The sequence below is a fragment of the Gordonia sp. 'Campus' genome, from assembly GCF_022206305.1.
Taxonomy (GTDB): Bacteria; Actinomycetota; Actinomycetes; order Mycobacteriales; family Mycobacteriaceae; genus Gordonia.
Genome location: NZ_JAKOIW010000009.1, coordinates 96,056 through 108,189 on the forward strand (window position 1 = coordinate 96,056; position 12,134 = coordinate 108,189).

Annotated in this window: 13 protein-coding genes and 4 tRNA genes; 12 read left to right on the forward strand and 5 right to left on the reverse strand. The window is 67.9% G+C overall.

Translation table 11 applies throughout. The annotated features are described in order from the left end of the window. Positions 1-33 precede the first annotated feature (33 nt). The gene (locus tag MAY35_RS11815) at positions 34-549 is read left to right on the forward strand and encodes a hypothetical protein (RefSeq protein WP_238421486.1); all 516 of its coding nucleotides are present in this window, start codon (positions 34-36) and stop codon (positions 547-549) included. Here MAY35_RS11815 and MAY35_RS11820 read toward each other — a convergent pair. Continuing rightward, entirely contained in the window at positions 536-1,156 is a 621-nt protein-coding gene (locus MAY35_RS11820; protein WP_238421487.1) for a Type 1 glutamine amidotransferase-like domain-containing protein, read from the reverse strand. The genes MAY35_RS11815 and MAY35_RS11820 overlap by 14 nt on opposite strands. Before the next feature lie 129 nt (positions 1,157-1,285). Between MAY35_RS11820 and MAY35_RS11825 the strand changes: the two genes are divergently transcribed. Together MAY35_RS11825 and MAY35_RS11830 are read left to right on the forward strand one after the other, a co-directional pair. Next, a complete protein-coding gene (locus MAY35_RS11825; RefSeq protein WP_238421488.1) occupies positions 1,286-2,449 on the forward strand; it encodes a glycosyltransferase family 1 protein in 1,164 nt (387 codons plus the stop codon). 75 nt (positions 2,450-2,524) lie between these two features. Then, positions 2,525-3,232 carry a demethylmenaquinone methyltransferase gene (locus MAY35_RS11830; RefSeq protein ID WP_238421489.1) on the forward strand — a complete coding sequence of 236 codons (708 nt, stop codon included), beginning with the start codon at positions 2,525-2,527 and terminating at the stop codon, positions 3,230-3,232. A 16-nt stretch (positions 3,233-3,248) separates the two neighbouring features. Here the strand turns inward: MAY35_RS11830 and MAY35_RS11835 are convergent, their stop codons facing one another. Beyond that, positions 3,249-4,262 (reverse strand): oxygenase MpaB family protein, encoded by a 1,014-nt coding sequence (locus MAY35_RS11835; protein WP_238421490.1) that lies wholly within the window; start codon positions 4,260-4,262, stop codon positions 3,249-3,251. A 143-nt stretch (positions 4,263-4,405) separates the two neighbouring features. Then, entirely contained in the window at positions 4,406-5,620 is a 1,215-nt protein-coding gene (locus MAY35_RS11840) for a geranylgeranyl reductase family protein (RefSeq protein ID WP_238421555.1), read from the reverse strand. Between the two features lie 233 nt (positions 5,621-5,853). On the opposite strand from MAY35_RS11840, the gene MAY35_RS11845 reads away from it, so the two are divergent. Further along, positions 5,854-6,870 carry a polyprenyl synthetase family protein gene (locus MAY35_RS11845; protein ID WP_238421491.1) on the forward strand — a complete coding sequence of 339 codons (1,017 nt, stop codon included), beginning with the start codon at positions 5,854-5,856 and terminating at the stop codon, positions 6,868-6,870. A 3-nt stretch (positions 6,871-6,873) separates the two neighbouring features. On the opposite strand, the gene htpX is transcribed toward MAY35_RS11845, so the two are convergent. Together htpX and MAY35_RS11855 are read right to left on the reverse strand one after the other, a co-directional pair. Next, entirely contained in the window at positions 6,874-7,731 is an 858-nt protein-coding gene (gene htpX / locus MAY35_RS11850) for a zinc metalloprotease HtpX (protein WP_238421492.1), read from the reverse strand. 146 nt (positions 7,732-7,877) lie between these two features. After that, entirely contained in the window at positions 7,878-8,369 is a 492-nt protein-coding gene (locus MAY35_RS11855) for a YajQ family cyclic di-GMP-binding protein (RefSeq protein WP_238421493.1), read from the reverse strand. A gap of 126 nt (positions 8,370-8,495) precedes the next feature. On the opposite strand from MAY35_RS11855, the gene MAY35_RS11860 reads away from it, so the two are divergent. The 8 genes from MAY35_RS11860 to nusG all read left to right on the forward strand — a co-directional run bounded on the left by MAY35_RS11860 (position 8,496) and on the right by nusG (position 12,131). Next, positions 8,496-8,576, forward strand: a tRNA-Tyr gene (locus MAY35_RS11860). 117 nt (positions 8,577-8,693) lie between these two features. Beyond that, positions 8,694-8,766, forward strand: a tRNA-Thr gene (locus MAY35_RS11865). Between the two features lie 21 nt (positions 8,767-8,787). Further along, positions 8,788-8,861 (forward strand) — tRNA-Met (locus MAY35_RS11870). A gap of 93 nt (positions 8,862-8,954) precedes the next feature. Continuing rightward, a complete protein-coding gene (gene rpmG, locus MAY35_RS11875) occupies positions 8,955-9,122 on the forward strand; it encodes a 50S ribosomal protein L33 (protein ID WP_003929651.1) in 168 nt (55 codons plus the stop codon). A 144-nt stretch (positions 9,123-9,266) separates the two neighbouring features. Further along, entirely contained in the window at positions 9,267-10,364 is a 1,098-nt protein-coding gene (locus tag MAY35_RS11880; protein ID WP_238421494.1) for a fused (3R)-hydroxyacyl-ACP dehydratase subunits HadA/HadB, read from the forward strand. A 255-nt stretch (positions 10,365-10,619) separates the two neighbouring features. After that, positions 10,620-10,692, forward strand: a tRNA-Trp gene (locus MAY35_RS11885). 39 nt (positions 10,693-10,731) lie between these two features. Beyond that, positions 10,732-11,202 carry a preprotein translocase subunit SecE gene (gene secE / locus MAY35_RS11890; RefSeq protein WP_238421495.1) on the forward strand — a complete coding sequence of 157 codons (471 nt, stop codon included), beginning with the start codon at positions 10,732-10,734 and terminating at the stop codon, positions 11,200-11,202. A 71-nt stretch (positions 11,203-11,273) separates the two neighbouring features. Next, positions 11,274-12,131, forward strand: a complete 858-nt coding sequence (gene nusG, locus MAY35_RS11895) for a transcription termination/antitermination protein NusG (RefSeq protein ID WP_238421496.1) — start codon at positions 11,274-11,276, stop codon at positions 12,129-12,131. Positions 12,132-12,134: the final 3 nt, after the last annotated feature.

Sequence of the window (12,134 nt, forward strand, 5' to 3'; positions counted from 1 at the left end):
CGGGTCGTCGCCCTCACCGCTAGGCTGAACGGCATGAATCCGGTGATCCAGCGGCGCGTGCAGCTCGGTCTGCTCGTCGTCGCCGTGGCGATCACGTTCATGGGCTTGACCCTGATCGCCGGGTGCTTCAAGAACGACGCGACGATCGACGCCAGCCGGGCCACCGTGATGGCCGAGGTGGTGTCGGTGGACAGCCTGCACGCTGCGGTGAACTTCCAGACGCCCGACGGATCGTTCCACAGCCCGCGTTTCGGGCTGCTGTATCCCACCGAGCTGAGCGAGGGTCAGCGCATCAGCGTCGACTACGCGGTGTACAACCCCGACCTCGCCCGCCCGACCGGCCGCACCGCGATGCTGTCGATCATCCCGGCCCTGTCGGTCGTAGTCGGCGCCTGGCTCGTGATCGGCCTGCTGATGGTCGGGGTCGCGGAGTTCAGCCGTCGACGGGCGCGCCGGGGCGCGGGCGACTCGAGCGCCTCCGACGACGAGAGGTCCACCGACCGGCACGCGCCGGACGCCGACCGGGACGAGACCGTCAGCCCGGGATGACCGTGGCGGTCCCGCCGGAGACGACGAGTGCCTCGTCGTCGCGCAGGAAGTGCAGCCGATGCGAACCGGCGAAGCGCTCGCGCGTCGCATCGACCGGTCCGGTTCCACCGACCGTGCCCTCCGCGTGCGGGATCACCGTGACATCGACGAGGTCGAGACCCCGTGTCGAGTCGAGGGGAGCGGCCTCGCCGGGATCGTCGAGCAGGCCCAGTGGCTCGATGTCGGGCCCGGTGACGGCAGCGCCCGCGCTGACCCCGATGTAGGGGAGTCCGGCCCGCACCGCGTCGACGATGGGGCGGTCGGCTCCGGACAGGCGGAGCGCCCCCAACAGGTGGAAGACGTTGCCGCCCGCGACGAAGAGCGCGTCGAGAGTCCCGAGCCGTCGGGCGAAGGCGACGCGACCCTCGGACTCCGGATCGAGATCGATCACGTCGTACCCCTGATCGCGCAGTGTTCCGCGCTCGAGATCCAGCCAGTCCTGCTCCGGATAGATCGACGACGCGGTGGGCACATAACCGACCCGACCACCGCGTCCGACGAGTGGCGTCAGGAACTGCGGGACGGGCGTGAGCCATCGGCTCAGCAGCAACAGTTCGGGTTCGGCCACACACCCACTCTGCCCGGACCGGGTGCGTGGCGCACCGACCTCGGCGGCCACGACGAGTTCACCGCGAATTGGGCGGCGCGACACGTCGATCGACCGGGCTGGTCAAGTGGACCGGTCACGATCGGGACCATGCGCGTCGCGATCGTCGCCGAGAGCTTCCTGCCCCAGATGAACGGGGTGGTGAACTCCGTCCTCCGGATCGTCGACCACCTCGAGTCGACGGGACACACCGTCGTCGTCATCGCCCCCGACACCCCGCGCGGGGTCCCCGGCGGGCCGCGGCTGGTCGGTCGACGAACCCCCGTCCACCTGCTGCCCGCGGTCCAGGTGCCGCGTGTGACCTCGCTCCCGGTGGGCGTGCCGTCGCCACTGCTCTACCGGGCCCTGCGCGACTTCCGGCCGGACGTCGTCCACCTGGCGTCCCCGTTCGTCGTCGGAGCGGCCGGTGCGATGGCCGCCCGCGCCCTCGACGTACCCGTGGTCGCGGTCTTCCAGACCGACGTCGCGGGCTTCGCGGCCGCCTACCGTCTCGGTGCCGTGGAAAGGCTGGCATGGCGGTACACGCGCCGGCTGCACGAGATGTGCGACCTCACCCTCGCGCCGTCCACGGCCACGCTGGACGTCCTCGCCGCCCACGGGATACCGCGGCTGAAGCGGTGGGGCCGCGGCGTCGACGTCGGCCTGTTCTCGCCGGCCAAGCGCAGCGACGCGCTCCGGGGGCGGTGGCTCGGTCATGCGGCCGACACCACCGATCGGATGGTGGTCGGATTCGTCGGCCGGCTGGCACCGGAGAAGCACGTGGAACGGCTCGCCGGCCTGTCCGGCAACAGCGGCATCCAGGTGGTCGTCGTCGGTGCCGGTCCCGAGCGTGAACGTCTCGAGCGCCTGATGCCCGACGCGGTGTTCACCGGCGAACTCCGCGGCGACGACCTCGCCTGCGCCTACGCCAGCTTCGACGTGTTCGTGCACGCGGGCGAACACGAGACGTTCTGTCAGGCCATCCAGGAGGCGATGGCCAGCGGACTGCCGGTGATCGGTCCCGACGCCGGCGGCCCTCGGGACCTGGTGTCACCGTTCCGGACCGGCTACCTCCTCGAGGTCTCCGAGTTCGCCGGCACATTGCCCGGGATCGTCGACTCGCTGCGGGACGAGTCCGTGCGCTCGGCCTTCGGACGCGCCGCGGTGCAGGCCGTCCGGGCGCGTACGTGGCCGTCGGTGTGTGCCGAGCTCGTCGGTCACTACGCCGACACGATCGGGAACGGCGTCGCCACCGAGGTCGGCAGACCCGCCTGAACAGGCATGGACCGCTCGATCGAGTCGGCGCACCTCACGGCGGGTGTGCACGTGGCGCCCGGTAGCGTGAGCGGCATGGCATCGACGGGCGCGACACCACCGGAACGGGCAACGCTGGACAAGGACCCGGCCGAGGTCGCGGCCATGTTCGACGGCGTCGCGCGCCGCTACGACATCACCAACACGGTGCTGTCGTTCGGACAGGATCGGGGCTGGCGCAGGAAGACACGTCGGGCGCTCGACCTCAAGCCCGGCGACGTCGTCCTCGATCTCGCTGCGGGCACCGCGGTGTCCACGGTCGAGCTCGCCTCCTCGGGAGCCCACTGTGTCGCCGCCGACTTCTCGCTCGGCATGCTCAAGGCGGGAGCCCACCGGGACGTGCCGAAGGTCGCGGCGGACGCGTTGTCGTTGCCGTTCGCCGACGGATCGTTCGACGCCGCGACCATCTCCTTCGGCCTGCGCAACGTCAACGACGTCCCGAAGGCCCTCGCCGAACTGCGACGAGTACTCACACCCGGTGGGCGACTGGTGATCTGCGAGTTCTCCACACCGACCCTCAAGCCGTTCCGCACGGTGTACATGGAGTACCTGATGCGGGCGTTGCCCGCGGTCGCGACGAAGGTGTCGAGCAGCCCGGCTGCGTATGTGTATCTCGCCGAATCGATCCGGGCGTGGCCGGATCAGTTCGCACTCGGTGATCTCATCCGCGAAGCCGGGTTCGAGCAGGTTCGCTGGCAGAACGTGACCGGCGGGATCGCCGCGATCCACTCCGCCCGAGCCTGAGGGGCGCCGGGCCGCTCTAGGAGTTGGCGGCCTGCTGTGCCGGTGCGAGAGCGTCGTGGGGCACCGGGCATCCGGCGGTCGGAGCCGACTTCTCCCCGGATGGCTTCTCGACGGGGCATCCCGGGGCGAACGTGCCGAGCTCGTCGAGCTGGAATCCGTTGGGATAGCTGCGAACCTGCTTGGTCTGCCGTCCGAAGAGCGGCTCGGTGCGCGGTGAGGCGAAGAACCGGATCGCCAGACCGCGCGCCTTCAGGCCACCGCGGACCAGCACGCGTTCGACGGCCGTGGGCTTCGGGTACCGGAACGCGTTGAGCAGGCGGTCGTCCATGAGCGCGAACGACATCCGGCGCACCACTGCTCGCGGGAGCAGCTTGTAGGGCATGAACGTGCCCATCAGGTCGAGGGTGGCGTCGGCGACGGCCAGCGAGTCGGGACTGAACGCGAAGTGCGCGGTCTCGTAGTCCTCGTAGAACCTCTTGAACTCGTCGTAGGTCTCCGGGATGTCCTTGATGCCCATGAGTTGTCCGAGCCGGCGGTAGTAGTTGGTGAGTCCGAGTACCTCGTGACCGGTGAGCTTGCGCCACTCGTAGGAATTGATCCATTCGACCGGGCACACGACGAAAGTGGCCAGCACGTAGAGGAAGTCGCCGTTGGGGATGTCGTACATGCCGTGCATCTGGTTGATACGACGGATGCCCGCGCGACCGGCCGGACTGTCGACGCCGTGTTCGAGAGGGGCGTCGAGCAACAGCACGGTGTCGTCGTAGCGCTTCTGCGTCGACTCGGTGAACTGGCTCGTCTTGTACAGCAGATCGCCGATGGACGGCACGGCGTAGGTGCGGAAGAGCGCGAAGCTGAGCGCCTGGGTGTTGCCCCACGGGAACTCGCGGGTGGCGAGGGCCTGGGCGACCGCAGTCGGATCGTTGACCGCGTCCATGTGGTCGATCTCGCCGCGGAGGTGGTAGCGCTGCGCCAGCCGGTTCTGGACGGCGTGCTTGGCTCGGGTGGCGAGGGTGGATGCGGTGGACATCTTGCATCTCCTGGAACGTCGGGTGGCATCGGATCGACGCTGGGCACGATTCTTGCATACGTGTGGCGGGCGCCACACGCATTGGAACACTACCGCTCCATCGTCTCATCGCGCCATGCGGGTGGCGGCGGTGGCCGGCTCGGTCAGGAGAAGGGGGGCCGCGGATCGACCTGCCGCGAGACGCGTCCGGCCGTACGCCACGCCCGCGCCACGAGGTCGGCGTCCTCGGCGGTGATGAGATTGCCCATCACCCGGACGACCAGCGACATCAGCTGAGGGGACCGTATCCCGGGGCGGCCCAGGGTGGGCACCGCGCTGGGCATGGTGAGCAGGCCCGCGAGCCGCCGCGCGGCGGAGAACGCCAGTCCGTAGTGCTCCACCAGGATGTCGCGCCAGCGGGTGGTGTAGTCGTCGGCGCCGAGGAGTTCGACGGCCAGCCGCGCCGTCTCCAGCGCGTAGTCGATCCCCTCCCCGTTGAGCGGGTTGACGCACGCGGCGGCGTCGCCGATCAGCATCCAGTTGCGGCCCGCGACATGGGACACGGCGCCGCCCATCGGCAGCAGCGCGGACGCGATACGTACCGGGGGACCGCCGAGCGCCCACTCGTCGCGCACCATGGCCGCATAGTGCTCGAGGATGGGCCGAAGTGCCATGTGCGCTGGGCGTTTCGACGTCGCCAGCGCACCCACGCCCACGTTCACCAGGCCGCCGCCCGCGCTGCCGAGTGGGAAGACCCAGCCGTATCCGGGCAGGAGGCTGCCGTCGGGTCCGCGGAGCTCGAGGTGAGAGCCCATCCAGTGCGAGTCCGCGCGCGCCGACGGTGCATAGGCGCGGGCGGCGACACCGTATGCCGTATCTCGATGCCACTGTCGGCCAAGGGTTTTGCCGAGCCCGGAGCGGACGCCGTCGGCGACGATGAGGTCGCGCACCGTCATCGAGTGCGATCCCGACGAGGTCTCGAAGGTGACCGCACCCACGCGGTCGCCGTCCATCGTAACGTCGACGGCCTTGGCGCCCTGCACCATTCGCACTCCGCACGACACCGCGTGGACACGGATGGCGTCGTCGAACTCCGTCCGGGCCACGGCGCTGCCGTACGTGGGAAACCGTCCCGACGGCCACCGGACCTGTTGGCGCGCTCCCCATCCGTTCAGCAGCAGGCCGTCCAGACGCGGACGGTCGGCGAGGAGTCCACCGAGTCCGAGGGCGTCGAGTTCGGCGACCGCACGCGGGGTGAGGCCGTCGCCGCAGGTCTTGTCGCGCGGGAACACCGCAGCGTCCACGAGTACGACGTCGCGTCCCGCTGCCGCCGCGTGCGCCGCGGCTGCCGATCCGCCCGGTCCCGCACCCACGACCAGGACGTCCGCATGCCCGGGAAGGCCGTCGGCGGAAACGGGGTGGGAATCGGCCGCAGAGGGGCCGCCGGGAACCTCGGGCGGGATGCGCTCGGGCGGCGTCGTGTCCGTGCTCACCCGACCAGTATGTCCGCACCGGCGACGGGCTAGGCTCAGCAGGCAGGTGGGGTCGTCGCGGGAACGCGCATCCGCCGAGAGACGATTTGCCGGATCAGACGAGATGGGGCCGCGTTCACGTGAAGTCCACATTCGCCGGGGTGGACCTGGTGTCGGATGAGTTCGCCGAGACGGTGCGCTCCTCACTGCAGAAGGTCGAGGACCTGCTGCTGAGTGAGCTCTCCTCGGGTGACGAGGTCATGACCGAGGCCGCCACGCACCTCGCCAGGGCCGGCGGCAAGCGGTTCCGGCCGATGTTCGCGATCCTGGCCGCCCAGTTCGGCCCGCAGCCCGATTCCGAGGACGTCATCACCTCGGCCACCGTGGTCGAGATGATCCACCTGGCGACGCTCTACCACGACGACGTCATGGACGAGGCCGCGATGCGGCGAGGCGCTCCCAGCGCCAACGCCCGCTGGACCAACAGCGTGGCCATCCTGTCCGGTGACTTCCTGTTCGCGCGGGCGTCCCGACTCGTGTCGACTCTCGGCCCGGAGGCCGTGCGGATCATCGCCGAGACCTTCGCCGAGCTCGTCACCGGACAGATGCGCGAGACCGTCGGCGCCAAGCCGGGGGCCGACCCCGTGGACCACTACCTGCAGGTCGTCTGGGAGAAGACGGGGTCGTTGATCGCCGCGGCGGCACGCTTCGGCGCGATGGCCTCCGGGGCCGGCGCCGAGGACATCGAACGTCTGTCGCGGATCGGTGACATCGTCGGCGTCGCCTTCCAGGTGTCCGACGACATCATCGACATCAGCTCGGTGTCGGTGGAGTCGGGCAAGACGCCCGGGACCGACCTGCGGGAAGGCGTCCACACGCTGCCGGTGCTCTACGCGCTGGCCGGTGACGACGCGACATCGGTCCGTCTGCGGGAACTGCTCGTCGCCGACGGCGGGGCATCGCGGCCGCTGACCGACGACGCGGAGGTCGCCGAGGCTATCGAGCTGCTCGGCTCGTCGGCGGGCATGACCGCTGCGCGGGCCAAGCTCCAGGACTTCGCCGACGAGGCACACGCGATGCTCGCCGAGCTCCCGGAGTCGCCGGCCCACCGCGCGCTGGCGTCGCTGGTGGACTACACGATCGAGCGCGTCGGTTAGCAGTCAGCGGCCGTCTCGAGCCATCTCCTGCAGGCGCCGGATACGTTCGGCGGTCGGGGGATGAGTCGAGAACATGCGCGCCATCCGGTCGGTCGCGCGGAACGGGCTCTCGATCATCAGATGGGACTGCGCGGCGATGTCGGGCTGCGGTGGCAGCGGCGCGGCCTGGACCCCGCCGGAGATCTTCGCCAGCGCTGATGCGAGGGCCAGCGGATCCCCGGTGAGCTCGGCACCCGACTGATCGGCCTGGAACTCCCGGGAGCGGGAGACGGCCATCTTCACCAACGACGCCGCGATCGGACCCAGCAGCGCGATGAGGAGCATCGCGAGTGGGTTGGGTGCGTTGTCGCGGCTCCCGAACGCGCCCATGAACATCGCGAAGTTGGCCAGTCCGCTGATCACCGCGGCCATCGCGCCCGCGACCGAGCTGATCAGGATGTCGCGGTTGTAGACATGGGACAGCTCGTGGCCGAGTACGGCGCGGAGCTCGCGTTCGTTCAGCAGCTGCAGGATGCCGGTGGTGCAGCACACCGCTGCGTTCTTGGGATTACGGCCCGTCGCGAAGGCGTTGGGCGACTCGGTGGGGGAGATGTAGAGCGCGGGCATCGGCTGATGCGCGGTGGTCGCCAGCTCGCGGACGATCCGGTACATGACCGGCGCCTGCAGTTCGGTGACGGGCTGGGCGTGCATCGCCCGCAACGACATCCTCGCGCTGTTGAAGTAGACGTAAGCGTTCATGCCGACGGCGACGACGACCGAACCCCACAGGATCAACGGGCTCTTGAACAGGGCGCCGATGCCGACGATGATCGCCGACATCAGGCCCAGCAGTGCCGCGGTCTTCACTCCGTTGAAATGCATCGGGTCCTCGTCTGTCCGGCGCCGCTGGACTGGGACTCCGGCCGCTCCCCGGGCGGTCCGGGGAGCTCGGCGGAGGAGTGCAGGCGCCCTCGTACGGTCAAACGACGCAGGACGCGATCAGGTTTCCGGCGCCTGCGGCGACCGGCCTAGCGGTAGTTGACGAACTGCAGGGCGATGCCGAAATCCTCGCCCTTGAGCAGCGAGATGACCGCCTGCAGATCGTCGCGCTTCTTGCTCGACACCCGCAGCTCGTCGCCCTGGATCTGTGCCTTGACGCCCTTGGGGCCCTCGTCGCGGATCTTCTTCGAGATCTTCTTGGCGTGGTCGGAGTCGATGCCCTGGACCAGGGTGCCGGTGATCTTGAAGGTCTTTCCCGAGCCCACGACCTCGCCGGCGTCGAACGCCTTCAGCGAGATGTCGCGCCGGATCAGCTTCTCCTTGAACACCTCGAGGCCGGCCTGCGCACGTTCCTCGGCGTCGGAGGTGATGACGATGTTCTCCTCGCCGGACCACTCGATGCCGGTGTTGGTGCCGCGGAAGTCGTAGCGCTGCGACAGTTCCTTCGCGGCCTGGTTGAGGGCGTTGTCGACCTCCTGGCGGTCGATCTTGCTCACCACGTCGAACGATGAATCAGCCATGGGCACCAGCGTATGTCATGGCGACAGGAGCAGGTTGACCAGCCGGTTTGCGCGCGGGCACATGGTTCGTTGTATTCTTCACGGCGTTGTTCGAACGGCTGTGGATCACGGCCCGCAGAGCGGCACGGCAGGTTGCCCGAGCGGCCAAAGGGAGCGGATTGTAAATCCGTCGCGCAAGCTACATAGGTTCGAATCCTATACCTGCCACAGCGTGGTACCACGTCCACGAACTGCACTTCAGACAGTCGCTCACCCGCGATTTGGCTAGCGCAGAGGCGGATGTGTAACCTCGTTAAGGCTCTCGGACAGAAATGACCGGGGCACGCCCCCTTAGCTCAGTCGGTAGAGCGTTTCCATGGTAAGGAAAAGGTCGACGGTTCGATTCCGTCAGGGGGCTCGCTGGACGACAAGTCCGCGGGGCGGTGTAGCTCAGCTGGTTAGAGCGCACGACTCATAATCGTGAGGTCGAGGGATCGAGTCCCTCCACCGCTACACATCGGGTCCGACCGGAACCGAGCGCAAGGGTCGCAAGCCCTGAGGGAACTGCCGAACCCGACCACGTACCACCCGAAAGAAGGCAATCAAGTGGCCTCCTCAACAGATGTTCGCCCCAAGATCACCTTGGCATGCGAGGTGTGCAAGCACCGTAACTACATCACCAAGAAGAACCGCCGCAACGATCCCGATCGCCTCGAGATCAAGAAGTTCTGCCCGAACTGCGGCAAACATCAGGCGCACAAGGAATCGCGCTGACCCAGACGTCGGCTATTCCGGTAGTACAACCAGCAACGGGCTGCCTCGTCTCGAGGCGGCCCGTCTTGCTGTCGGGGGCCGGATGCGGGGACAGTTCGCCACAAGAGCGGTAAGCGTGGGACTTGCCGAAGGGAGCATCGATCAATGTCAGACGTCAGCGCCACCCGGGATCGGATCGACGACGCGGACACCGGCGCCCCGGCCGCCAAGATGACCCCCGAGGAGATCGCCGCCCACACGCAGACGCTGGTCGGCTTCCACTACACCGTCGACGACTACTACGAGATCGGCCGGGAAGAGGTCCGCAAGCACGCGATGGCCGTGCAGGACGCGCACCCGACCCACTGGAGTGAAGAAGGTGCGCGGTCGTACGGGCACGAAACCCTGATCGCCGCGCCGACCTACGTGTCGGTGCTTGGCATCATCGCCCAGCGCCGTTTGTTCGAAGACGTCATCACCGGCTACGACATGTGGCAGATCATGCAGACCGACCAGCGACTGGTGTACCACCAGCCGATGAAGGTGGGGGACCGGCTGATCTGTGACGTCTCGCTCGAGTCGTTCCGCCACGTCAGCAGCCCCGAGATGATCGATCTCATGGTCACCAAGAACGTCATCTGGAATCAGCACGACGAGCCGGTGATGACCACCTGGACCTCCCTGGCGGCGCGTCCGGGAATGGACGTCGATCCGGAGCTCGAGGCCTCGCTCGACCACGTCATGATGAAGATCGACGCCATCGGCGAGCCGGGACACACCGTCGAACCCCAGGCCGGCCGATACGAGCTGCCCGACCCGACACAGTCACCCGGCGCCTACGGCGCCATCGACTTCGACACCCTCGAGAAGGGCCAGGAACTCCCCGCCAAGCGGTACCTGCTCACCCGGGGCAACCTCTCGAACTACGCCGGTGTCGCGGGCGACCCGAACCCGATCCACTTCTCCGATCACGTCATCCAGGCGGCCGGTATGGACGACGTCGTCGCCCACGGCATGCAGACGATGGGCCTCGGCGCCAGCTTCATCTCCGAGTTCATCGGCGACCCGGCGGCCTTCTGCGAGTACAACGTCCGGTTCACCAGTCCCGTCTACGTGCCTGCGAACGACAGTGCGGCTGTCGACTTCAGCGGCAAGGTCAAGTCCCTCGACCCCGAGACCCGTCGCGGCACCATCGCGATCACGGCCAAGCAGGGTGACCGGCGGATCTTCGGCCGTGCGCAGGCGGTCATCCAGTTCAACTGAGCTGTGATCCGGTTGAGCCGATCGGCACGGCCACGGACGCCGAAGGGTGCTCGTGTACGGTCGACGGCAAGGTGCCACGGAGGCCGTTTTGGGTTCCACGGTGCCGGTGATCTACACTGAAGTGTCTGATTGATTCAGACTTGCGCGCTACCCATAGGGTGGCGCGTTGGTTTTGTCGGCGACGAATCGTCGACGTGGCCGAGAGGCCGGGTCGAGAAGACGGCAACGCCACCCACCCCGGTGAGGGCGTCGCAAAGGGGCGTAGCTCAATTGGCAGAGCAGCGGTCTCCAAAACCGCAGGTTGCAGGTTCAAGTCCTGTCGCCCCTGCCCTGGTGAAGGGCACACGTTGACGAGAGGACCGCGAAGTTGAGCAAGCGAGACCGGGCAGCCCGCGCCAAAGAAGCCGCTGAGGGTTCTGCGGCGGATCCGGCTGAGCTCGACGGTCGCGACGAGGCCACCGACGCGGGAACGGACGACGAGAAGTCGGCCGACACCGCGAAGGAGCTGCGGCCGTCCGGTAAGCGCTCGGCTCGCGGACGTCGCTCGTCGGCGGGTGCAACCGATGGGGACACCGACTCCGATTCGGGGTCGTCGGTCGCCGTCAAGGAACGCAAGACGAAGAAGAAGGCGTCTGCGGGAGAGAGCCGGAATCCGTTCGTTCGGATCTGGCTGTTCCTCACGCAGGTCGTCGCCGAGCTGAAGAAGGTCATCTGGCCGACGCGGCGCGAGATGATCACGTACACGATCGTCGTGCTCGTGTTCGTCATCGTGATGACCGCGTTCATCTCCGGCCTCGACCTCGCCTTCGCCAAGGGCGTGCTCTGGTTGTTCGGCTGACCCACGCGGTGGGCTCGGCCGGGCGACGAGAAGTACGACCGCGAGATGAACCATAAGGAGCGTGGGCTGCAGTGAGCACCCCGGAGAACGAACTCGCCTCGACCGAATCCGTCGACGTGACGGACGCCGATGTCGATGCGGCCACGACCGACTCGGCAGACGCCGATGTTGCGGCGGCCGTGGACTCGACGGTCGACGAGTCGGGTGCCGTCGAGGGCGACGAACTCCCCGCCGAGGACACCGTCTCCGAGGACGCCGACGCCGAAGCGCCCGCGGACGAGGCTCCTGCCGAAGAAGCCGAGGTGGATCCGGTCGAGGAGCTGCGCAAGCAGCTGCGGCGCGCTCCCGGTGACTGGTACGTGATCCACAGCTATGCCGGTTACGAGAACAAGGTCAAGGCCAACCTCGAGACCCGCGTGCAGAACCTCGACGTCGGTGACTACATCTTCCAGGTCGAGGTCCCGACCGAAGAGGTCACCGAGATCAAGAACGGTCAGCCCAAGAAGGTCAACCGCAAGGTGCTGCCGGGCTACATCCTCGTGCGCATGGAACTCAACGACGAGTCGTGGGGCGCCGTGCGCAACACCCCGGGCGTCACCGGCTTCGTGGGCATGACCAGCAAGCCGTCGCCGCTCTCGCTCAACGAGGTGCTGCAGTTCCTGATGCCGCGTGTCGAGGCGAAGAAGCCGTCCGCATCGCGCGGATCGGCCGCCGACGGTGTCGAGGCCGCAGCTGCCGCCGCGTCGAACGTCATCGAGGTCGACTTCGAGGTCGGCGAGTCGGTCACCGTCATGGACGGCCCGTTCGCCACGCTGCCGGCATCGATCAGCGAGGTCAACGCCGAGCAGCGCAAGGTCAAGGTGCTCGTGTCGATCTTCGGTCGCGAGACGCCGGTCGAGCTCGGGTTCAACCAGGTCGAGAAGATCTGATCT